23 protein-coding genes, 4 tRNA genes and 1 pseudogene are annotated in these 19,871 nt (G+C 67.1%); 15 read left to right on the forward strand and 13 right to left on the reverse strand.

From position 1 onward, the window contains the following. Positions 1-4: 4 nt before the first annotated feature. A complete protein-coding gene (locus tag IEY87_RS32190; RefSeq protein ID WP_189142603.1) occupies positions 5-589 on the reverse strand; it encodes a hypothetical protein in 585 nt (194 codons plus the stop codon). Positions 590-641: 52 nt separating this feature from the next. Then, a complete protein-coding gene (locus tag IEY87_RS32195) occupies positions 642-836 on the reverse strand; it encodes a hypothetical protein (RefSeq protein WP_225277858.1) in 195 nt (64 codons plus the stop codon). Between the two features lie 74 nt (positions 837-910). On the opposite strand from IEY87_RS32195, the pseudogene IEY87_RS47265 reads away from it, so the two are divergent. Beyond that, positions 911-1,021: pseudogene (locus IEY87_RS47265) on the forward strand (TetR family transcriptional regulator); the annotation flags it as partial. Then, the gene (locus tag IEY87_RS32200; protein WP_229699415.1) at positions 1,022-1,444 is read left to right on the forward strand and encodes a TetR-like C-terminal domain-containing protein; all 423 of its coding nucleotides are present in this window, start codon (positions 1,022-1,024) and stop codon (positions 1,442-1,444) included. 24 nt (positions 1,445-1,468) lie between these two features. Here IEY87_RS32200 and IEY87_RS47270 read toward each other — a convergent pair whose 3' ends face one another. Continuing rightward, a complete protein-coding gene (locus tag IEY87_RS47270) occupies positions 1,469-1,792 on the reverse strand; it encodes a TetR/AcrR family transcriptional regulator (RefSeq protein ID WP_372462276.1) in 324 nt (107 codons plus the stop codon). 41 nt (positions 1,793-1,833) lie between these two features. Here IEY87_RS47270 and IEY87_RS32210 point away from each other — a divergent pair, with 41 nt between their 5' ends. Then, positions 1,834-3,009: an FAD-dependent monooxygenase gene (locus IEY87_RS32210; RefSeq protein ID WP_189142604.1), complete on the forward strand. Its 1,176-nt coding sequence runs from the start codon at positions 1,834-1,836 to the stop codon at positions 3,007-3,009. Positions 3,010-3,182: 173 nt separating this feature from the next. Then, positions 3,183-3,446: a hypothetical protein gene (locus tag IEY87_RS32215; protein ID WP_189142605.1), complete on the forward strand. Its 264-nt coding sequence runs from the start codon at positions 3,183-3,185 to the stop codon at positions 3,444-3,446. Positions 3,447-4,017: 571 nt separating this feature from the next. Here IEY87_RS32215 and IEY87_RS32220 read toward each other — a convergent pair. Continuing rightward, a complete protein-coding gene (locus IEY87_RS32220) occupies positions 4,018-5,082 on the reverse strand; it encodes a lipocalin-like domain-containing protein (protein WP_189142606.1) in 1,065 nt (354 codons plus the stop codon). A gap of 650 nt (positions 5,083-5,732) precedes the next feature. On the opposite strand from IEY87_RS32220, the gene IEY87_RS46105 reads away from it, so the two are divergent. Together IEY87_RS46105 and IEY87_RS32225 are read left to right on the forward strand one after the other, a co-directional pair. Beyond that, a complete protein-coding gene (locus IEY87_RS46105; protein ID WP_225277857.1) occupies positions 5,733-5,882 on the forward strand; it encodes a TetR family transcriptional regulator in 150 nt (49 codons plus the stop codon). A 15-nt stretch (positions 5,883-5,897) separates the two neighbouring features. Then, positions 5,898-6,401, forward strand: coding sequence for a TetR/AcrR family transcriptional regulator C-terminal domain-containing protein (locus IEY87_RS32225; RefSeq protein ID WP_225277856.1), 504 nt, complete (start codon positions 5,898-5,900; stop codon positions 6,399-6,401). A 474-nt stretch (positions 6,402-6,875) separates the two neighbouring features. Here the strand turns inward: IEY87_RS32225 and IEY87_RS32230 are convergent, their stop codons facing one another. From IEY87_RS32230 to IEY87_RS32240, 3 genes are all read right to left on the reverse strand, one after another. Then, positions 6,876-7,490: a transposase gene (locus IEY87_RS32230; protein WP_189142607.1), complete on the reverse strand. Its 615-nt coding sequence runs from the start codon at positions 7,488-7,490 to the stop codon at positions 6,876-6,878. Then, positions 7,415-7,957, reverse strand: coding sequence for a winged helix-turn-helix domain-containing protein (locus IEY87_RS32235; RefSeq protein ID WP_189142608.1), 543 nt, complete (start codon positions 7,955-7,957; stop codon positions 7,415-7,417). Before IEY87_RS32235 ends, IEY87_RS32230 begins: the two co-directional genes overlap by 76 nt. A 659-nt stretch (positions 7,958-8,616) precedes the next feature. Continuing rightward, complete coding sequence (locus tag IEY87_RS32240; RefSeq protein ID WP_189142609.1) at positions 8,617-9,759, reverse strand: DUF6461 domain-containing protein; 1,143 nt, start codon at positions 9,757-9,759, stop codon at positions 8,617-8,619. Positions 9,760-9,868: 109 nt separating this feature from the next. Between IEY87_RS32240 and IEY87_RS32245 the strand changes: the two genes are divergently transcribed. Next, positions 9,869-10,750, forward strand: coding sequence for a site-specific integrase (locus tag IEY87_RS32245; RefSeq protein ID WP_189142610.1), 882 nt, complete (start codon positions 9,869-9,871; stop codon positions 10,748-10,750). Between the two features lie 81 nt (positions 10,751-10,831). On the opposite strand, the gene IEY87_RS32250 is transcribed toward IEY87_RS32245, so the two are convergent. Together IEY87_RS32250 and IEY87_RS32255 are read right to left on the reverse strand one after the other, a co-directional pair. Then, positions 10,832-10,907: transfer RNA gene (locus tag IEY87_RS32250), tRNA-Lys, on the reverse strand. Positions 10,908-10,969: 62 nt separating this feature from the next. Then, positions 10,970-12,124 (reverse strand): acyl-CoA dehydrogenase family protein, encoded by a 1,155-nt coding sequence (locus IEY87_RS32255; RefSeq protein WP_189142611.1) that lies wholly within the window; start codon positions 12,122-12,124, stop codon positions 10,970-10,972. Between the two features lie 90 nt (positions 12,125-12,214). Here IEY87_RS32255 and IEY87_RS32260 point away from each other — a divergent pair, with 90 nt between their 5' ends. Continuing rightward, entirely contained in the window at positions 12,215-12,511 is a 297-nt protein-coding gene (locus IEY87_RS32260; protein WP_189142612.1) for a PspC domain-containing protein, read from the forward strand. On the opposite strand, the gene IEY87_RS32265 is transcribed toward IEY87_RS32260, so the two are convergent. Together IEY87_RS32265 and IEY87_RS32270 are read right to left on the reverse strand one after the other, a co-directional pair. Beyond that, positions 12,512-13,795: an MFS transporter gene (locus IEY87_RS32265; RefSeq protein WP_225277855.1), complete on the reverse strand. Its 1,284-nt coding sequence runs from the start codon at positions 13,793-13,795 to the stop codon at positions 12,512-12,514. It abuts the gene before it with no gap. A 109-nt stretch (positions 13,796-13,904) separates the two neighbouring features. Next, positions 13,905-14,246 (reverse strand): metallopeptidase family protein, encoded by a 342-nt coding sequence (locus IEY87_RS32270; protein ID WP_189142614.1) that lies wholly within the window; start codon positions 14,244-14,246, stop codon positions 13,905-13,907. Positions 14,247-14,288: 42 nt separating this feature from the next. Between IEY87_RS32270 and IEY87_RS32275 the strand changes: the two genes are divergently transcribed. The 4 genes from IEY87_RS32275 to IEY87_RS32290 all read left to right on the forward strand — a co-directional run bounded on the left by IEY87_RS32275 (position 14,289) and on the right by IEY87_RS32290 (position 16,163). Further along, positions 14,289-15,776 (forward strand): metallophosphoesterase family protein, encoded by a 1,488-nt coding sequence (locus IEY87_RS32275; protein WP_189142615.1) that lies wholly within the window; start codon positions 14,289-14,291, stop codon positions 15,774-15,776. Positions 15,777-15,848: 72 nt separating this feature from the next. Continuing rightward, positions 15,849-15,921 (forward strand) — tRNA-Glu (locus IEY87_RS32280). An 88-nt stretch (positions 15,922-16,009) separates the two neighbouring features. Further along, positions 16,010-16,084: transfer RNA gene (locus tag IEY87_RS32285), tRNA-Asp, on the forward strand. 5 nt (positions 16,085-16,089) lie between these two features. Continuing rightward, positions 16,090-16,163, forward strand: a tRNA-Phe gene (locus IEY87_RS32290). A gap of 120 nt (positions 16,164-16,283) precedes the next feature. Here the strand turns inward: IEY87_RS32290 and IEY87_RS46810 are convergent. Continuing rightward, positions 16,284-16,412 (reverse strand): hypothetical protein, encoded by a 129-nt coding sequence (locus tag IEY87_RS46810; RefSeq protein ID WP_263652900.1) that lies wholly within the window; start codon positions 16,410-16,412, stop codon positions 16,284-16,286. A gap of 139 nt (positions 16,413-16,551) precedes the next feature. Here IEY87_RS46810 and IEY87_RS46815 point away from each other — a divergent pair, with 139 nt between their 5' ends. Then, entirely contained in the window at positions 16,552-16,686 is a 135-nt protein-coding gene (locus tag IEY87_RS46815; RefSeq protein ID WP_263652898.1) for a hypothetical protein, read from the forward strand. Between the two features lie 79 nt (positions 16,687-16,765). Here the strand turns inward: IEY87_RS46815 and IEY87_RS32300 are convergent, their stop codons facing one another. Further along, positions 16,766-17,665, reverse strand: coding sequence for a LysR family transcriptional regulator (locus IEY87_RS32300; RefSeq protein WP_225277854.1), 900 nt, complete (start codon positions 17,663-17,665; stop codon positions 16,766-16,768). Positions 17,666-17,775: 110 nt separating this feature from the next. Here IEY87_RS32300 and IEY87_RS32305 point away from each other — a divergent pair, with 110 nt between their 5' ends. Together IEY87_RS32305 and IEY87_RS32310 are read left to right on the forward strand one after the other, a co-directional pair. Beyond that, on the forward strand, positions 17,776-18,198 hold the full coding sequence (locus tag IEY87_RS32305) for a hypothetical protein (RefSeq protein WP_225277853.1): 423 nt from the start codon (positions 17,776-17,778) through the stop codon (positions 18,196-18,198). Continuing rightward, the gene (locus IEY87_RS32310; RefSeq protein ID WP_189142616.1) at positions 18,191-19,804 is read left to right on the forward strand and encodes a multicopper oxidase family protein; all 1,614 of its coding nucleotides are present in this window, start codon (positions 18,191-18,193) and stop codon (positions 19,802-19,804) included. Before IEY87_RS32305 ends, IEY87_RS32310 begins: the two co-directional genes overlap by 8 nt. Positions 19,805-19,871: the final 67 nt, after the last annotated feature.

The following is a 19,871-nucleotide window of genomic DNA, read 5'->3' on the forward strand; positions in this document are numbered from 1 at the left end:
GCTCTCAGCACTTCCCGTCGAAGAACGAGATCTTCTTACGGACCACGGGCCGGCCGGGGACCGCGATGTCGAACGGCACGCACCTGGGCGCCAGCACGTGAAACCCGCCCACGAACAGCGTGTCGTGATCGTCGCAGGCCACGAACGTCACCGAGTGGTCCGCGCCCGCCGGGTCCGTCGCCGTCCTGGCCGCCTCGGCGTAGAGCAGGCCGGCGCTCTCGTGGAACTCCTCGGGAATCGACAGGGTGACCTTGCCGCCCTTGCGTACCACGGCGCCGACCTTGAAGTGGTTGCCGGAGCCGTACTCTTCCGGTCGGGCCGTCCCCCAGGCGAGGAGGCCGGGGATGACCAGCGGCCCCTCCACGAAGTCCTCGGGACTGATCGAGGCGAGCAGAGTGTTCTCGTCCTCCTCGACGAAGCCGTTACGGTTGGCGCAGGTGAGCACCCGGGGGTCGGCCAAGCTACCTTGGCCTTCCTGTTCGCGCACTGCCGCACCGCCTCCCATCTGCGCCGGGGTGGCCCCGCACGCGCCCAGCGGGAGCGTCGCCACGATCGCGAGCAGGGCACGCACCGCCGCTTTACGGATCATGATTCAGTTGTACATGGATGATCGTCGACTGCCTAGGGTCCCTGGCTTGGAGTCAGTGCGCGGCGATCAAGGCGCGCAGCATGGCGAACGACTGGCTGATGGTGTCGCGGAGGTCGAGGTCGTCGGCGGCGTTCACCCATCGTTGGAAGGCCACCCGGTACACCGCGGAGCCGGTCTTGGCGGCCAGACTGGCCGCTGCGTCGCCGATGCCGCGCCGTCGTAGCTCGTCGGTGACCGCGGCCGTCATCCGTTCAAGTTTGATCAACTCACGTTCACGGAGATCGGCGTTGGCCATGATCACCGTGTGCCTCCGCGGCGTGGGGCGAACTGGTCGCGGTCGGCTACGCGAGGCTGACCATGGAGTCCGTTGCCGCGCGGGCACGAACCGGGACTGCCGTGCTCTATCGCCGCTGGGCCAACAAGGATCAGATAGTGCTCGCCGCTATCGCGCACTACCGCAACAGCCATCCGGTCGCCGTCCCCGACACCGGCTCGTTGTCCGGCGACCTGCTAGCGCTGCTGACCAGCATGAGCGAGGCCCGCGCCACCTTCTTCGCGATGGCGGCGGCCACCGCGTTCTCGGGGCTGCTCGCCGACGCCGCCCTGACGCCGGCAGAGCTACGCGACAGGATCCTCGGTGGCGCATCGCTCTCCATCGCCCGGGTCGTATATCAGCGCGCGCACGACCGCGGGGAGATCGACCTGGGAAGCATCCCGCCCGCCGTGCTCGCCATGCCGTTCGACCTGGTGCGCCACGATCTGCTCATGGACCCGAGGCCCTTGGAACCCGCACGCATCCACTCGATCATCAACGATGTCTTCATCCCGCTGACCCAGCGGCGAAGCGGACAGTGAAACTGCGGGGGAGCGGTGGCAGGACTATGCGCGGTGAGACGCTTCACCCGCAAAAGCGCGCCCTCGGCAGTTGGATGTGGGGCGGCGGCTCATCAGGTACATCCTGGCCGCGGGCGTCACCGTCAGGCGCCACGCCTGCCGCAGCTCGTGCAGCTGATCATGCATCGCCTCCACCACCGCCTCGTTGAGCAGCGCGTCCTTCGTGCCGTAGCGGTAGCCGATCGCCGCCAGGCTGACCCCGGCCGCGGTGGCGATGTCACGTCGTGTGGAAGTAGCCCTCCTCGTAGAGGCAGAGCTTCGCGCCTTGCAGAAGATCCTCTCGATTTCCCATGACGCTATCTTGGACATCCGTCTTGTACGTATGTCTGACACGTATGTACTATTCGGGCATGAAGAACATCCTGATCTCCGGCGCCAGCATGGCGGGCACGACCCTGGCCTACTGGCTTCGCGAGCACGGCTTCACCCCGACCGTCGTCGAGCGCGCCACCGAGGTCCGCGAAGGTGGCTACAAGGTCGACATCCGGGGCGCCGCCCTCGACGTCGTCGAGAGGATGGGCCTGCTGGAGAAGGTCCGTGCCCTCCGCACCGACGTCCGCACCGGCTCGGTTGTCGACGGCGAGGGCCGCCAGGTGGCCAGCATGGACGGCGACAGCTTCGGTGGCCGCGTCCACCAGGACGCCGAACTGCACCGCGGCGACCTCGCCCGGCTCCTCCACGAGGCGACTGACGGCGTCGAATACGTCTTCGGCGACTCCATCGCCGCCATCGACGGCACCCGGGTCACCTTCGCCGGCGGGCTCGTCCGCGACTTCGACCTCGTCATCGGCGCCGACGGACTGCACTCCAACACCCGCGCCCTGGTCTTCGGACCCGAGGAGCGCTTCGTCCACGACATGGGCTACAACGTCTCGATCTTCAGCGTGCCCAACCACCTCGGGCTCGACCGCGAGGAGCTTACCTACGTCGGCCCCGGCCGTACGGCGCTGCTCTACAGCACCCGCCAGGACACCGGCGCGAAGGCCATGTTCCTGTGGGCCGCCGCCCGCAAGACAGGCGACCGCGCCGAGCAGCAGCAGGCTCTTGCCGAGGCCTATCGCGGATCAGGCTGGGAGGTGCCGCGCCTGCTGGAGGCCATGACCGGCGCGCCCGACTTCTACTTCGACTCCATGAGCCAGGTGCGCATGGACACCTGGCACGCCGGCCCCGTCGCGCTGGTCGGCGACGCGGCCTACTGCGCCTCGCCCGCCTCCGGCCAAGGCACCAGCCTCGCGCTGGTCGGCGCGTACGTGCTGGCGGCCGAGCTCAAACGGGCCGGTGGCGACCACACCATTGCCTTCCCCGCGTACGAGGCGCGGATGCGCTCCTTCGTCGAGGCCAACCAGGCCCTGGGCACCGCCAACATCAAGCGGATGGTCCTGTCGAGCCGTTCCCAGGTGCGCCTGTCGATGCTGATGCTGCGCCTGGTCGGCCTGCTGCCCGGCAAGGACCGGATCATGGCCAAGGTCGTCGCGCCCATCCACCGCGCCGCCACCGCCATCGACCTGCCCGCCTGCTCGCCCTGATCGAACAGGCGCGCGAGCGCGGCGGGCTGCGCGCCGATGTGGGTGCCGAAGCGCTGTTCGACCAGCCAGCCGGTGCCCTCTACTACCTACCACCGAGTACTGATCGCAGGAGCGCCGGTCGACCGAGCCTACGCAGAACGGCTCGTGTCCTCTGCGCTCGAAGGGAGCCTGACATGTCAATGATCGTAGAAACGGCAGTCGTCCACGAAATCGACGCCGAGACCATCATCTCGCCCACCGCCACCGGACGACTGCTGCTCGACTCCAGTGACACCGGCGGCGCGCTGAGCACCATCAGGATGACGCTCGCCGACGGTGCCGACGGCGCCGTGCCCCACCACCTCGACCGAAAACCGTACAGTCCCTCAGATTATGCTGTCACCGGAGGTCCGCCGCAGATCTTCACGGCGGAGTTTCCCCAGGTGGGGAGCTGGTAGGGCGCCCGGGGCTCGAACCCGGAACCTATGGATTAAAAGCCGGCCGGCCGGAACGCATGATTCATCCGTGCTCCCGGTGGCTCGGATCGCTAACTCTCAGACCTGGAAATCGCCGGTCACTCGGCCATGAGGCCCGCGTCGTTGAGTCGCTTGAGGTCACGTCCACGGACGTGGTGTATGAATCGATCTTCGCGTGGTCCTGTTTCTGCAGGTTAAGCGGTAAGTGTCTGCGGGAGCGGATTCGGGGGCGGTGCGGCGGCGGATCTCTTTCCCTGACCGGGTCGCGTACTGCCGTTGCCAAGATTCGGTGTTCTGAGCAGCCCTGGCCTTCGCCAGCGCCTCGTGCACATCCTGAGCGTGCAAGGTGAGCTGGCGTCCTTCCCGTTAGGCCCGGGTGCATTTGGATCGGACGGGGCAAGGCGTGCAGTCGGTCTTGGAGAAGTCGACGTGGATGCATTCCTCTCCGGAATCTGCTTGGCACCTCAGGTCGACAAGTGTGTCCGGGGCAGCGCGGAACGGGCACCATCCCCACTCCTGGCTGAGGGGATGGCACCCGGTGCCGTGCCAGGGGTCAGGGCTTCCAGTTGCCGATCATCTCGACATAGTTCTTTCCGCTGACCTTGGTGTTTTTGTAGGTGCCGGTGAAGGCGGCGGTGGCTTCAAGGCGGCCGTTCTCGCCCTGGGCAAATTCCTGATCGTCGGTGCCGGTTATGGTGACGGTGAGGTGAGTCGAGAGCGCGGGGATGTTGATCCGCCAACGGGTCGGGTACTTCTGTCCGCTTACGGGGCTCGTCCAGAACTGGTCCGCACGTTCGGCAACCGGCTCAACCGCCACCACTTCGTGGGAGCCGTCGCGACGCACGACAGTGGCCCAGGAGTTCTCGCCCGTGCTGGTGAGAGTGTCCCAGATGGCCACGGTGTCGCCGTTGGGCAGGTTGAGGCTCATCCATGTCCAGCGCAGGCTCGGGTCGTCCGGGGTCGGTCCCCATTGGCGATCCAGCCAGGACCGGCCGGTCACTCGCTGAGCCTTGCCGTCGATGGTCAGGGTGCCGGTTGTCTGCATGTCCGGGAAGGCGTATTCGTAGTTGGTGTCGCCGAGGATGGGGAACACTCCGGTGCCGCCGTAGTACAGGACTGGTCCCCGTGAGGTGAGCGTGACGTCGAGAGAGCCCCACGGCACGGTGAGCGACACTGACATTTTCTGTGCGTTGCCGGTCCACCTCAGGCCGGGTGCCGAGATGTCAAGGCCGGTGGTGCTCCAGTGGTAGTCGTCCGGGTCGACGCCAAGCATGTAGTTCTTGTACCAGCCGGTGGTCACGTCGGTGACGGCGAACGACACCAGCCGTCCGAACCCGTTGGGGACGTTGATGGTGTGCACCAGCAACCCTACGTCGTGGCCGTCGGCCTTCACCTGACTGGTGAAGTAGATGGAGTCGGCCCAGCGGGCTTCCGGTCCCGGGGTTTGGGCTCCTAAATCTGCGGTCGGGTCGACCATTGCCGGAATCCCGTTGTCCGCAGTGGTAGCCGGCCTGTCACGGGTCATCTCGCCGGCCGCTTGGGCGCCGGTCGGCACGATGGTCGAGGCGAGCAGCGCTGTCAGGGCGACGGCCAGCTTGATACCGGTGGTTCTCTGCAACGAAACCTCCGAAGGTGATTGAACTTCACGACTATTTGTCGTGAAAACTGTGTGGGGTGGAATACGCGTCAGGCAGGTATGCGGGATGGTTCGGCGGCAGGCGGAAGACCGGGCACGCCTTGACCATGCCGCGCCGGAATGGGCGATTTTCATGCAGGAGCCGGCTGAACGTGAGCCGTCGGAACCGCGATCAATTCCCAAAGACGTAGCGCGGCGAGCTCGGTCTTCTGCGCGGCGATGCAGCCTGGGTGATCAGATAGAAAATCCCTACGCTCGCTGACCCAGCACCGCCACCGACGAATCCTTGTCGCGGACGTAGTCGTACAGGATGTCGCACGAGGTCCGCCTGGTCTCGCCACGACTCCGGACACCTGCCGAGACTCAAGGTTGCTCGGCCGTATCTGCCCGTGGCATTGCAGCCACGATGCCCCATGTCAGTCCGGGACCACTACGGCCCGGGGGCGGGGGACGACGAGATGCAGCCTGTCGCCGGCGCGGAAACGTGCGCGCTACGAGCGCCGGACGTGGCGAGACGCTGGTGGACCGACGGGATCTTCGCCCTCGGGTGGGCCGGTGTTCGACACGGAAGCTCCTTATCTAAGTTAAGTTGACTTTGACCAGCTTGGCTTAACATTGATAAGTTGTCAACCATGCCGAAGGGGATCACGCGCGAGAAGGTCGTGGCCGCCGCACTGGAGCTGCTCGACGAGAAGGGCATCGAGGGTGTCACCGTCCGCGCGCTCGCGGAGCGGCTCGACGTCCGCGCACCTGCCCTGTACTGGCATCTGCGTAACAAGTAGCAACTGCTCGACGAGATGAGCGCCACGGTTCAGCGCCGGATCCTGGATGTGCTGCCGACTTCGAGTTCGGGCTGGCGCGAAGATCTGGCCGCGCACGCTCACGCGCTCCGCGCCGAGTACCTGCGCCACCGCGACGGTGCCCGCATCTTCAGTGGTGCGCGGCTGACCGATCCCGAATTGCTGGTGCGCGTAAAGGAGTCCTGGTACCGGCGCTGGACGGAAGAGGGGCTCACCCTCCTGGAGGCGGACGACGCGATAGACCTGGTTGTCGCGTTCGTCGTCGGCTTCGTCATCGAGGAGCAGGAACGGCTCCAGTCAGCCGACGCCGATCCCACGCGGTACTCGCTCGCCGAACGCGACGCCTGGCTGGGCGAGCACGCACCGCTGGTCAAGGAGGCCGGGCACCTTCGCGATGACGGTGATCAGAGATTCGAGCGCCACCTCGGCATCGTTCTCGACGGTCTCGCCGGCCGGCACGTTCCCGGTAACCCGTCTGGAGGGACGCGGCGCACCCGGTGAAATCCCGGTCCTCGGCCGAGTGGCACGGGGGCGTCCTCGACATCCGCCGACATGACCGACTTGGTGGTGTGCTGAAGGAATATCGGCATGCCGCCTGACCTGGCCGGATGAATCGGCACCCGCAGAGTCTCGCTGGTGAAGAACTTGTGCACGAATGCGGACGGCTTGATCAGTTTGTGATGATCGACTCACTCAACTCGGGCGTGTCCGCCCTGACGGCCCGCCTCTCAGGGCCTTCTCTTCGCCGTCCAAGTAGCCTGCCTTGACATCAGGCGCCTAAATGATCTTCGATCGGTCGCGCACGTGCCCAGCCCGTGCCCAAGAGCAACCAGCGAGCAACCACACGAGATCATCTTCTCGGCGAAACGCCCCCAGAATCGAGAACTCGCAGGTCAAATAGGGTAAGAGATGGTAGGGCGCCCGGGGCTCGAACCCGGAACCTACGGATTACACACGTTGAATTCGTAGAGCCGGTCATGTGGTCACGGTGGTCTCCTCGATGATGAGTCCGGTCTGAGCCAGGCAGCCATCGATCAGATGGGGCCGGTACTGGATCTTCTTGAGCTTGCGCTTGACGATCCGGACGAGTGCGGTCAGGTCGGTGACCACGAAGTTGGCCATGGAGCGGCGCATCAGTGACCAGATTCCTTCCGCCGGGTTCAGCTCGGGGGCGTAGGCCGGGAGGCGATAGATGCGTAACCAGTCGGCGTTGGCCTCGGCGAAGCGGGCCAGTTCGGCGGCCAGGTGCACGTTCAAGTTGTCCCAGCACCATATGAGCGGGGTGCCGAGCTGCTGGTGGACGGTGACGATCAGGTCGCGGTAGTCGCTCCAGGTGAAGCTCTTGGGCTCGTCTTTGCGCCCGTGGTAGATGAGCAGCTTGTACAGAAGGTGCGGGCGGTGCCCGGGCCGGTAGCAGACCACGCCGGCGATGTTGACCCGGCCGCTGCCCTTGCCGCGTACCGTCACTACCGGGCGGGCGCCGCGCGGTGCCCAGGTGCGTCCTTTCGGCGGCCTCAGCCCTTGACCTGCTTCGTCCTCGAAGCAGATGTAGGCGCCCAGGTCCGCCGCGGTGGCTTTACGGCCGGCCACACCTCCTGCTCCCAGGTGGCGATGGCCTGCTCGTCGCGTTCCATCGCGCGCCGCGCCGGGACCTGGACCGACCAGCCGTGCCGTCGCAGCAGCTTGCCGACGCCCTCGATGGTGTAGCCGATGTGGAACAGTTTGCCGATCAGCGTCTTGACCCGGCCCAGGGTCCAGCGCTGGTCATCGCCGAACCCGTGCGCCAGCGGGCCCCGCTTCAGCTCGGTCTCCAGCCGTGCCCACTGCGCCGGTGCCAGCTTTTCGCGTGAGACCGGCCCCTTGGAGCGCAGCGCCTCGATGCCGCCCTCCCGCCAGGACGTGCGCCATCTGGCCACCGTCCGCTCGTGGACCCGCAGCTCACGAGCGATCTGCCTGGTGCCGTGCCCGTCCTCGAACCATTCGGCCGCCTGTAACCGCAGCCGTTCCCGTCGTTCCTGCTCTGCGGGGGTGTACCCGCCTCGTTGCCCGTACCGCATACATCGGTCGTACACCAGCAACGGCGAACCGTCACGACCCTATGACTCTACGAATTCAACCTGTGTAAAAGTCGGCAGAATCTATGCCTGGCACTAACCTATCGTGTCTCAATGTATAACTCCGTCCGCAAATGCCGTTGCTAGAAATGTCCAAGAATGCCACCCAGTGCTTTTCCGTATCAGGTGCCGACGAGAATCCAACGAGCAACCATGGGGCGGGTGGCGTCTCTTGACCATTCCCACTTTGCTTTTCTTGCGAGCTGACGTGCTAATGATCGCAGGGAGAGCACACCGCAATGCGGCCACGTTCGGACCGGGATGGGACCATCCCCGCATGCGCGGGGAGCACGACGCCGCATGGGTCAGGTTGCCGGTTGACGCGGGACCACCCCCCGCGCGGGGATGGTCCCCCGAAGTGGTGCGTACTGGAGCGCCAATATGTGCTCCCCGCCCACGCGGGATGGTCCTTGTAGCGGCCCAGCCACGGCCGAGCGGCATTACACCCTTAAGCTCGCTTACGGAAGGGCGCCAGGGCCCCTCCCAGCGATCTGGCTGCTACCTTCGGCTGGCCGCCTCGTATGACGCGGCTGGCACCGCCCCATGGGGCCCATGGGCGTCTGACCCCAAGATCTCCGGACGTCTGCGGTTGCGTTGCGGGGCTACAGCCAGTTCTCGCCATGGACGATGTAGTACTGGATTGCGGTCAGGGTGCGGTGGCGGAGGTAGTCGCCGTTCTTCTGGCTCAGCCGGGTGGACGCCGCCCGGCTCAGGGCGTTGGAGGCCGCCCCCTCCAGGTCCGGGTCGAGCGCGTGCCGCAGGGTTTCGACCGCTTCTTGCCGTAGCATCAACCGGCCGATCTCCGTGTCGTGGCCGGGCACGGGATATCCGGTTGCTCCAGCGCGCTCGTAGGCGGCCTGAGCCTCCTGTCGCAGGGTCACGTGCAGGCTTCTGAGTCGCTCGCGCGCCTCCGCACCGCGGTCTCCTCGTTCGCCCGTGGCAAGCAACTCGAGGACCTCGTTCACGAGGTCGCCTTCGAGTCCGGTGGTGCGCAGTGCTAGGTCTACGGCCATGCGGATGATCTCCGGCAGCTTGTCCGGGCCAGGGGCGGCGGCCAGCGCGGCGATGCGCGGGTCGGCGGCGGCCAGGTCGCGCATCTGCATGTCGAGAAACAGCGTCGGCCGTTCCACTTCGACGGGGGCGGACGGGATGACGAGCCGGTGGGGTCGGGCCAGCCATGCGCGGTCGACACGGATGCCGGTCAGGCGCTCGCCTATGGCGAATGCGGCCGCTTTGCCGTTGTCGTGCCACTCGGCGGCGGTCACCGGTAAGGAGTCCAGCCAGCCGGCAACGGCGTCCGGGTCATCGCCAGTGGCGGCGAACAACTCCATCGGGTCGAAGGTGGCCACGATGTCGCCGCGTGCCGCGAAGGTCACCGAGACGTGCAGGTTAACGGTCCAGCTCAGGGCCAGAGCCTGCCCGCCGGGCGCGGTCAGCCGCCGCAGCAGCGCGGTATCACTACCGACACACGACATCGGCTCGATCAGGACCGCCCCACCACCCTCCACGGCGAACAACGCCGCACGCCTGGGCTCTCCCTCGTTGTCCTCGCGCTCTTCGTCGTCGTCCTCGTCGTCCTCGTCGTCCCAGAGTGCCGCCTGGACCTGGCCCCAGTCGGCGGCCACGACTTCGCTGAATGGGCCAGCACCGATGTCGCGCAGCACCTCATCGCCAGCGGCATCCTTGATCCAAACGATGCCCACCGGGCCGGGGAAGACGTCATCAATGCTCGTGTAGTCGCTCATACCTCTTGTCCGTTCGCCGCGGGGTCTCCGGCACAGGCTGAGGCCTGCACCTGATCCCGTACCTAGGCCGGATCGAGCTGGCCCAGCTCACCACCCGAGACTCAGCCGCATGTTCACCGCCCTCGCCGGACGGCGCACCCGCTACGGCAAGCCGCTCGCACCCTCCACGCTGCACCGCATCCGCGCCACGCTGCGCGCGGCACTGAACGCCGCAGCGCGTGAGGGCCTGATCACCGCCAACCCGGCACGCATGATCCGGCTGCCCACATCCTCTCGACCGTATCCGCAGGTGTGGACCGACCGGCGAGTGGCGGCCTGGCGGCGCGAGGGCGAACACCCGACGGTGGCGGTGTGGACTGCCGACCACCTGGCCGAGTTCCTCGCCTTCACCCGATACGATCGGCTGTACCTGCTGTGGCAGTTGATCGCGCTGCGCGGGCTACGCCGCGGAGAGGCAGCCGGACTACGCTGGATCGACCTGGACCTGGACCGGCGAGAACTGGCCATCAGCCGCCAACTGGTGCACACCGACGACGGACTGATCGCCTGCCCGCCGAAAAGCGCCGCCAGCCGGCGGATCATCGCTCTGGACCCGGAAACCGTCCGCCTGCTGCGCCGCCACGAGCAGACCGAACGGCGACGGCTGGGCGACGCCTGGCGGGAAACCGGCCCGATCTTCACGCAGGTGGACGGATCTCCACTGCGGCCGGACTATCTCACCGTCCGGTTCCGTAACCTCGTGCACGCGAGCGGTCTCCCCCCGATCCGGCTGCACGACCTGCGCCACGGCACCGCCAGCCTCGCCCTGGCCTGCGGCTCTGACCTGCGGGTCGTGCAGGGCACGCTCGGACACGGCAGCATTGTGGTGACGTCCGACATTTACACCTCGGTGCTGCCCGAGGTGTATCACCGCTCGGCCCAGGCGATCGCGAGGCTGGTCCTGGGCAAGACGCGCAGGACCGCCCGCAACCTCCGGAAGGCGGCGGCCTGACCAAGTGACCCAGGTGTGACCCACATGTGTCTCACGATCAGCAAGAAACCTTCTTATAAGTGAAGGAATCGCAGGTGGAGATGGTAGGGCGCCCGGGGCTCGAACCCGGAACCTACGGATTAAAAGTCCGCAGCTCTGCCAATTGAGCTAACGCCCCTCGCAACAAGCAAGCGTACAGAGATTACCGCCCCGCCCGCGACACCCTTCCCACCCGCCCCATCACCGATATGCGGCCAGTCCGGTCAGCGCCTCGCCCAGCACCAGCGTGTGGATCTCCTGTGTGCCTTCGTACGTCAACACGGACTCCAGGTTGTTCATGTGCCTGATCACAGGATACTCCAGCGTGATCCCGTTGCCCCCGAGTATCGACCGGGCCTGGCGCGCGATGTCGAGCGCCGCCCGTACGTTGGCCAGCTTGCCGAAGCTCACCTGCCGAGGCTCGAGCTCCCCGGCGTCCTTGAGCGCCCCCAGGTGCAGCGCGGTGAGCCCGGCCTGGGCCGCGCCCACGTACATCCAGGCCAGCTTCTCCTGGGTGAGCTGGAACGCCCCGATCGGCTTGCCGAACTGCACGCGCGTCTGCGCGTACTCCACCGCTGCCTCCAGGCAGGCGCGGGCGGCCCCCACCACCCCCCAGAGGATCCCGAAGCGTGCCTCGGACAGGCACGACAGCGGGCCCTTCAGCCCGCGTACGCCGGGAAGGGCGGCGGACTCGGGCAGCCGGACGTCGTCGAAGTACAGGGAGGAGGTGATGGATGCCCTAAGGGACATCTTCTTGTGGATCTCAGGGGCGGTGAATCCTGGGGTGTCCGTGGGGACCACGAAGCCGCGGATGCCGTCGTCCGTCTGGGCCCACACCACGGCCACGTCGGCGATGGACCCGTTCGTGATCCACATCTTGGATCCGTTCAGCACCCAGTCGGAGCCGTCGCGCTTGGCGTACGTCCGCATGTTGGCGGGGTCGGAGCCGTGGTCGGGCTCGGTCAGGCCGAAGCAGCCGATCGCCTCGCCGGCGGCCATCGGCGGCAGCCACTGCTGTTTCTGCTCGTCAGAGCCGTAACGCCAGATCGGGAACATCGCCAGCGAGCCCTGTACGGACACGAACGAGCGTAGTCCGGAGTCGCCGGCCTCCAGCTCGCGGCAGGCCACGCCGTACGAGGTCGCGTCCGTGCCGGCGCAGCCGAAGCCTTCGAGGTGCATGCCGAGCAGGCCGAGCGCGCCGAGCTGCGGCGCGAGCTCGCGCGCGGGGAAGGTGCCCTCCTCGAACCAGTCGCCGACGTGCGGCAGGACGCGGTCGGCGACGAAGGACTTGACGGTGTCGCGGATCAGCCGCTGGTCGCCGTTGAGCCGCTCGTCCAGGCGCAGCAGATCGTCCATGACGGTCCTCTCATCACGTAGGGCGCTACCAGGGTTCTACCAGGGGCAATCCTGATGTGCGAATGCCGGGGCGCAGGGCAGTCTTGAGACATGAACGAATACAACAGCAAGCAGCTGCGTCGGACTCGTAAGGGCAGGATCATCGCGGGCGTGTGCTCGGGGGTCGGGGAGTACGTCGGGATCGACGCGAACCTCATCCGTATCGGGCTGGGCATCACGACGCTGTTCGGCGGGCTCGGCGTCGGCGTGTACGCCATCGCCTGGCTGCTGATGCCGGAGGAGGGCAAGGACACCTCCATCGTCCAGGACCTGGTCGAGAAGCAGCAGCAGAAGCGCCAGGGCAGTAGCAGCCCGTGGGGCGGTGACGAGCACAAGCCGCAGCCGTGATCAGGCGGCGGCCCGGGGACGCATCCGAGAGGGCGTGTCGCTGCGGGACTCGGTCCAGAGCAGGGCCAGCACGGCCGCGGCCATGAGGCCGGCGCCACCGGCCAGCGCGACCACCGGCTCAGGGCCGAGTCGTTCCGCGGCGTAGCCGCCCGCCAGGATGCCGATGCCCTGCACCGCCATCAGCCCTGAGTGAACCAGGCCGAAGGCCTGGCCCCGCTGCTCGCTGGGGACGCGCTGGACGAACGCCGCGTTCGCGGCGAGCTGATAGGCGCCGCCGATGCCCGACAGGACCCAGGCCGCCAGAACCACCTCCAGCGGCGGCCGTATCGCTGTCACGATCAGGGGAGCGCAGCTCAGCATGGCCATCCAGCCCATCAGCCGCAGCCTCCCCGGCGGCGAGACGAACCTGCTGAACAAGAACGCCCCCAGCACCGTCCCCGTCGGCATCGCCGCCATCAGCAGCCCGGTGATCACCGGGATCGGCAGCACCCCGGTGTAGAGCTCGACGGCGTAGGGGACCGCGATGCCCTCAGGCAGGATGTAGAAGCCGCACAGCCAGGCGAAGAGCACCAGCGTGCGCAGCTTCTTGTCGCCGAAGACCAGGCGGGCCCCGGCCGCGGTCATCTTCCACATGGACGGCTTGTCGCCGTCCTGACCGGCCGCGGGGCGCCGCCGTACGCCCGCGAGCAGGATCAGCGCCGATCCCACGAACGTGGCCGCGTCGAGCGCCAGCGCGCGGTAGGGGCCCATGGTCGCGATCACGGCGCCGCCGGCGGCGAACCCCATCATTTGCACGGCCTGGTTCGTCATGTTCTGCAACGCCGAGCCGACGACGTAGCGGTCACCCTCGAGCACTTCTGGGAGCAGCGCCGCCCGCGCCGCCGAGAACGGGGCGCTGAGCAGCACCACGAGGAAGACCAGCCCGCACAGCACCGGGAACGGGATGAACGGCAGCGCCATGATGGCGACCAGCGCCGCGCGAATCAGGTCGCACGCCACCATCACCCCCCGGCGCGCGAACCTGTCGGCCAGCCCCGCCAGCAGCGGACCGCCCGCGATCGAGGGCAGGTAGGTCAGCGCGTAGACGGCGGCGGTGGCGAGCGGGGAGCGGGTGCGCTCGTAGACGAGCACCGCCAGCGCGACCTGGGCGAGCTGATCACCGAGGAGAGACAGACCCTGGCCGTACCAGAGCGCCCTGAACTCCTTGACGGCGATGACCTCGCCGTAGGTGACTTGGCGCTCCCTGGCACGGCGATGCCGCCCCGACAGCCGTCGCGTCCGCATGGCCCCCATTGGACTCCGCTGTGCCTGACTCAGAGTGTTCGGTATATCACCTAAGGTGCCCGATCACTCAGCGAGGCGCAACTCAAAGACGCGTTCCGCATGCAAAGGGTTACCAGCCCAGCTCGTGCAGCCTGTCGTCGTCGATGCCGAAGTGGTGACCTACCTCGTGAACCACCGTGATCCGCACCTCGTTCACCACATGCTCTTCCGAGCTGCACATCCGACAGATCGGATTGCGGTAGATCTCGATGCGGTCGGGCAATACTCCGGAATACCAGTCGCCGCGCTCTGTGAGGGGAATGCCCGTGTACAGGCCCAGCAGGTTGGGTTCAGGCGGATCGTCGACGACGGTGACGACGATGTTGCGCATCTCACGAGCCAACTCCGCAGGGATCGTGTCCAGCGCCTCGGACACCAATTCCTCGAACCTCTCCCGCGAAACGTCGATCACATGTGCCATTCTGCCTCGCCGGTCAGGTAAGCAAGAAACTGTATGAACTTCCTGAACAGGCTGAAGACTGTCATCCGGTCGCCCGCGTCCAAGGCCGCGGCGGTGCTCGTCGTCGCCGCGATCGGCGCGTGGCTGGGCATTTTCCTCAGCGGCACCGTACAAGCGCAGGTCGGGCCGGTCGAGACCGGTATGTCGCTGCGGCCGGCGCTGGCGGGCGAGACCGTCGTGGACGCGAGCCCGCTCGGCACGCTCACCTTCGACACCCACGACGCCCCGCTCCGCCTCCGCATCACCCTGGAGAACATCGACCAGGAGCGCGCCAGGGCGTTCCTGGAGGACCCGCGACTGACCGACCGGTTGCCGGAGCTCATCGAGAGCGACCTGATCGGCGGCGTGCGCCTGCTGGCCATCCGCTCGCTGCTGTGCGCGGGCGCGGGGGCGCTGATCGCGGTCCTGATGGTCTTCAGGCGGCCCAAGGTGGCGCTCCTGGGCCTGCTGGCCGCCTCTGTCGCGCTGGCCGGCACCGGCGTGTTCGCGGTGCAGTCCTTCCGCCCCGGCTCGCTCGTCGAGCCCCGCTATTCGGGCCTGGTGGCCGCCGCGCCCTCCTTGGTGGGCAGCGCCGAGTCGATCGTCACCAAGTTCGAGTCGTACCGCTCACAGCTCACCAAGCTCGTGACGAACGTCTCCAAGCTGTACGACACGGTCTCGACGCTTCCGGTGTACGACGCCGATCCCCGTTCGATCCGGGTCCTGCACGTCTCCGACATCCACATCAACCCGATCGCCTGGAACGTCATCCGCTCGCTCAAGGATCAGTTCAGCGCCGACCTGATCGTGGACACGGGCGACATCTCCGACCATGGCACCAAGCCTGAGAACAAGTTCGTCGAGGAGATCGGCACGCTCGGCGTCCCGTACGTCTTCGTCCGCGGCAACCACGACTCCAAGACCACGGAGAAGGCCGTCGCCAAGCAGAAGAACGCCGTCGTCCTCGACGACAAGCAGCAGACCGTCGCGGGCCTGAAGATCTACGGCCTGGGTGACCCCCGCTTCACTCCGGACAAAACCACCGTGGTCAACCCCGATCCGGCCAGCCTCGAACAATACGGACGAACCTTCCGCCCGAAGGTCAAGGACGCCGACCTGGTCGCCGTGCACGACGGCATCATCGGCCGCGGCTTCTCCGGCGCCACCCCCATGGTCCTCGCAGGCCACGCCCACGCCCGCTCCACCACCATGCTCCCCACGGGCACCCGCGTCCTCGTCCAGGGCTCCACCGGCGGCGCCGGCCTGCGCGCCCTCGAACACGAGGAGCCGACCCCCGTCCAGGCCTCGGTCCTGTACTTCGACAGGGAGACCAAACGCCTGCAGGCCTGGGACGACATCACCTTGGGCGGACTCGGCGAACAATCCGTCTACATCCAGCGTCACGTGGAACCCGAGCCGAGTCGTATGATTTCTCCAGAGCCACTGAGCGCCCCGACCCCATCGGGAACGATCAGCGGCACACCTTCGTCACCCGCCGGTTAACCACTTTGGCATCAGGGCCGATCGTCCCCTATGCTTCAGAGGTCTCCGACGGAAGGCGACGGGAACTCCTAAGCCCCCATCGTCTAGTGGCCTAGGACACCGCCCTTTCAAGGCGGCGACACGGGTTCGAATCCCGTTGGGGGCACAGCGAGCGCCTAGCGCACCCGCGAAACGGTTGGTCTAAGGCCACCGAAGAGCTGGTAAGCTAAGCGAGCGCAAACAGAACGAAGCAAGGTCCTGTAGAGCAGTTTGGAGTGCTCGCCACCCTGTCAAGGTGGAGGTCGCGGGTTCAAGTCCCGTCAGGACCGCTCTAGGTCAGGTAGCTCAGTTGGTACGAGCGTCCGCCTGAAAAGCGGAAGGTCGGCGGTTCGACCCCGCCCCTGACCACAGTAGATGACCAGCCAAGATGCCCCGAAGCGAAGATCGCTCCGGGGCGTTTTTGTTGTTCTGACGATAGCGGTGGTTTGGCCGTTACTTCCGAACGCCGCTTCGATGAGTACTTCTCCTTCAGGGCTGGGTGGTGTCGATCTTGACGAGTTCGATCCGGCCGAGCTCGTCTTCCACCGAGACGGTGACCTCGTAGACGGTGTTGCCGTTCCTGTCGGTCTTGATCTCACCGGTGTCCCGGTTGAGCACGCGAGGCCGCGGAGCCTTCGTACAGGTGATCGTGAGTTTGTTCGTGTCGACAGGGATGGGGACGGTACGGATGCTGAATGCACCTCTCGTCGGCCTGCTGATCAGGTGTGATGCAACGAGTGAGGGCACGCTGCCAGGGGTGGACGACGTAGCATCGGAGCGCCAACTCGGCGCCACCGTTTCTGTGCTCGCGTTCGAGGTCGCAGGCGACCGGATCAAGCGCATCTGGGCGGTACGCAACCCCGACAAGCTCCGCCCGTGTACGGCAGGTTGACTACCAGTGCTGCTGACACGGGCTGCCCAGCCGGGATGGCCAAGCCCCCGGGCATGTCGCGCCCACCGCAAGCTGATCCTCAGCGTTTCTCCGGGGGCTCGCCGGTGATCCAGTTCCAGCTGGTGATCGTGGCGCGCATCAGCCGGGCGGCGGTCGACAGGTGGCTGTCGGCGCCCCAGTACAGGGTGACCGTGCGACGGCAGTCGGGGCTGTCAATGGGGATCCAGGTGGCGGAGGCACGCGTGGCGCTGCGGCGGGCGAAGGCCGGGACGAGACCGATGCCGAGTCCCGCGCTGATCAGGTCCGCGATGGCGCTGTGCTCGTCGCTCTCGCAGACGATCTTCGGTGTGAGGTCTCTTGCGGCGAAGAGCCGGTCGAGCAGTTGGCGTAGCCAGTGCCCCTTACGGGCGGTGACGAAGGGCTGGCCGGCGAGTTCGTCGATGGTCACAGAAGTACGGCCTGCCAGCGGATGATCGAGGGGCACGCCAACCCCCACCGCCTCATCGAACAGCCGCGTCGACTCAAGGCCTTCGGCCGGGATCGGCTGCGAGGCGATGCACAGATCCACGTCCTGGGCCCGCAGGCGGCGAGCCATGTCCTCGGCCGGCGACCAGTGGAGCTCGATCTCGACGGAGGGATGGGCCCGCTTGTAGGCCGCCAGTGGGCCGGTGAGGGTGAGGAAGGTTTCCGACGCCAGTCTCACGGTGCCCAGGCCTTCGCTGGCGGCCTCGGCGACGGCGCGTCGTCCGGCCTCGAGCTCGCCGAGGGAACGTTCGACGTGATCGCGGAAGAGCTTGCCCGCGTCGTTCAGCCGGAGTCGGCCGCTCCGGTCGAACAGCGGTGTGCCCAGTTCGCTCTCCAACCGGGCGATGGTACGGCTCAGCGACGGCTGGGCGATGTGAAGCTCGTCGGCTGCCCGGCTGAGGTGCTCCAGCCGCGCCACCACCAGGAACTGCTTGAGCGAGTTCAGCTCCATCATGCCTCCCGCAACATAACTCCATAGCGATATTTGTCTTAGACAAAATAGCTCACGAGTCATAGCCTCAGGGCGTTTGTTTGCAAGGGAGATCACAGTGAGGAGGATCCCGCATGGTCACCAGCAGTCTGGGATCCGCTGCCGCGCGTCGGACAAGGCCGACCGAGTGGGTTTTCCGGGCCCTTGTCAGCGCCCACATGGCGGCGATCGCCGGCCAGCCGGTGCTCGCCGGGGTGTATCTGACCGGCGACTTCGACGGCCTGCGCTGGCACGCGGTCGGCGCCGACGTGGTCACCTTTATCGGCTACCTACAGGTAATCGCGGCGATCTTGGTCTGGGTAAGGCTGCGTCAGGTCTGGCCGTTCCTGGCCACGATGGCGGTGGTGGCGGCCGAGACGGTTCAGTACTTCGCCGGATTGGACGGCGCGCTGTGGCTGCACATCCCGCTGGGGGTGGTGACCGTGGCCGCGCTCGTCGTGCAGTTCATCGCCGTCTGGCGCCGGCCCCTCCTGCGGCGGGAGGCCCGCGATGCGTGAGCACGATGCGCACCGCGGCCTGAGCCGGCGGCGGATGCTGGGCGTCGGCGGGGCGCTTGGACTGATGGCGGCCACCGGGCTGTCGGCCTCGGCCGCGCTGGCCCGCCGACCGTCGTTCACCGGTGCCGAGCTGCGCAGCGCTGTGCCGCTGCCGCCGCCCTTCCAGGTGTCGCTGCCAATTCCCGCCGTGCTGAAGCCGGTCGACACCTCGGGTGGCACCGACCGTTACGAGATCACCCAGCGCGAAGCGAGCGCCGAGATTTTGCCCGGTGTCAAAACGCCGCTGTGGACGTACGAGGGCACCTTCCCCGGGCCGACGATCGAGTCGCGCCGCGGCCGGCCGGTCACCGTGACGCATCGCAACGAGTTGCCCGTGCCGACCGTCGTGCACCTGCACGGCGGACGGACCCCGGCGGCCTCCGATGGATACCCGACCGACCTCGTCCTGCCCGAAGGCCGGCACGACGCCGCCACGAACACGGGGCACGGCTCCGAGCATGGCATGGACGGCATGCACGATCCGCGGGCCGTGATAACCAAGCTGACGCGGGACTACACCTTCCCGCTGGACCAGCGGCCGACGCTGCTGTGGTACCACGACCACCGGATGGACTTCACCGCCCCGGCGATCTGGCGGGGTCTGGCCGGGCTGCATATCGTGCGCGATGACGCCGAGGACGATCTCGGCCTGCCCGCGGGGAAGCGCGAACTACCTCTCATGATCGCGGACCGGGCGTTCGCCGCCGACGGCAGTCTCGCCTACCCCGCCCTCGATCCCACCCTGCGAGAGCGGCCGGGCGTTCGGGAGCCCTATCTCGCCGGAGTCCTCGGCGACGTGATCCTCGTCAACGGCGCTCCGTGGCCCGTACACGAGGTCGACGCGGCCCGCTACCGGCTGCGCATCCTCAACGCCTCCAACGCCCGCCACTACGAACTCGAAGCAGTCAGTGACGAAGGACGCCGCCTCGACCTCGTCCAGATCGGCGCCGACCAGGGACTGCTCGCCGCGCCGGTCACCCACCGGCTCCTGCCGATCGCGCCCGCCGAACGCTACGATGTGATCATCGACTTCGCGGGCGTCCCGATCGGCAGCCGCGTCAGACTCCTCAACCGGCTTGGCTCCGGCCGTACCCACGACGTGATGGCCTTCCGCGTCGCACGCCACACCGCCGACGACAGCCGCATCCCACGCACGCTCTCCACTGATCTGCCGACCTGGCACCGGTCGGACGCCGCCCGGGTGCGCGACTTCTCCTTCCGCGCCGGGCGGATGCGCGGCGGCCACGGCTGGCTGATCGGCGGGCTGCCGTTCGATCCCGCCCGCACCGATGTCACCACTCGCCTCGGCGAGGTCGAAGTGTGGCGGCTGGTCGCCGACGTCCACCATCCCATCCACCTGCATCTGGTGGGCTTTCGGGTGCTCTCGCGCAGCGGCAGGTCGCCGCTGCCGCACGATGCGGGCCTCAAGGACACCGTCGCATTGCGGCCGGGCGAAGCGGTGGAGATCATCACCCGTTTCGACGGCTACCGCGGCCGTTACCTCTTCCACTGCCACAACGCCGAACACGAGGACATGGGCATGATGGCCAACCTAGAGATCATCTAGGAGTACCACCTATGAGTGCCGATCCCGGCATCGTCATCATCGGAGCACCCTCGCCGGCGGCACCGAG

The organism is Nonomuraea glycinis (assembly GCF_014646515.1).
In the GTDB taxonomy this organism is placed as follows: Bacteria; Actinomycetota; Actinomycetes; order Streptosporangiales; family Streptosporangiaceae; genus Nonomuraea; species Nonomuraea glycinis.

Bases quoted from the DNA above. Each gene is read 5' to 3' on its own strand.
- IEY87_RS32245 (WP_189142610.1), top strand. From the start codon at position 9,869: ATGTTCACCGCCCTCGCCGGACGGCGCACCCGCTACGGCAAGCCGCTC.
- IEY87_RS32300 (WP_225277854.1), bottom strand. From the start codon at position 17,665: ATGATGGAGCTGAACTCGCTCAAGCAGTTCCTGGTGGTGGCGCGGCTG.
- IEY87_RS47270 (WP_372462276.1), bottom strand. From the start codon at position 1,792: ATGTCCAAGATAGCGTCATGGGAAATCGAGAGGATCTTCTGCAAGGCG.
- IEY87_RS32215 (WP_189142605.1), top strand. From the start codon at position 3,183: ATGTCAATGATCGTAGAAACGGCAGTCGTCCACGAAATCGACGCCGAG.
- IEY87_RS32310 (WP_189142616.1), top strand. From the start codon at position 18,191: ATGCGTGAGCACGATGCGCACCGCGGCCTGAGCCGGCGGCGGATGCTG.
- IEY87_RS32255 (WP_189142611.1), bottom strand. From the start codon at position 12,124: ATGGACGATCTGCTGCGCCTGGACGAGCGGCTCAACGGCGACCAGCGG.
- IEY87_RS32305 (WP_225277853.1), top strand. From the start codon at position 17,776: ATGGTCACCAGCAGTCTGGGATCCGCTGCCGCGCGTCGGACAAGGCCG.
- IEY87_RS32275 (WP_189142615.1), top strand. From the start codon at position 14,289: ATGAACTTCCTGAACAGGCTGAAGACTGTCATCCGGTCGCCCGCGTCC.
- IEY87_RS32210 (WP_189142604.1), top strand. From the start codon at position 1,834: ATGAAGAACATCCTGATCTCCGGCGCCAGCATGGCGGGCACGACCCTG.
- IEY87_RS32265 (WP_225277855.1), bottom strand. From the start codon at position 13,795: ATGCGGACGCGACGGCTGTCGGGGCGGCATCGCCGTGCCAGGGAGCGC.
- IEY87_RS32235 (WP_189142608.1), bottom strand. From the start codon at position 7,957: ATGCGGTACGGGCAACGAGGCGGGTACACCCCCGCAGAGCAGGAACGA.
- IEY87_RS32190 (WP_189142603.1), bottom strand. From the start codon at position 589: ATGATCCGTAAAGCGGCGGTGCGTGCCCTGCTCGCGATCGTGGCGACG.
- IEY87_RS32240 (WP_189142609.1), bottom strand. From the start codon at position 9,759: ATGAGCGACTACACGAGCATTGATGACGTCTTCCCCGGCCCGGTGGGC.
- IEY87_RS32260 (WP_189142612.1), top strand. From the start codon at position 12,215: ATGAACGAATACAACAGCAAGCAGCTGCGTCGGACTCGTAAGGGCAGG.
- IEY87_RS46105 (WP_225277857.1), top strand. From the start codon at position 5,733: ATGCCGAAGGGGATCACGCGCGAGAAGGTCGTGGCCGCCGCACTGGAG.
- IEY87_RS32195 (WP_225277858.1), bottom strand. From the start codon at position 836: ATGACGGCCGCGGTCACCGACGAGCTACGACGGCGCGGCATCGGCGAC.
- IEY87_RS32225 (WP_225277856.1), top strand. From the start codon at position 5,898: ATGAGCGCCACGGTTCAGCGCCGGATCCTGGATGTGCTGCCGACTTCG.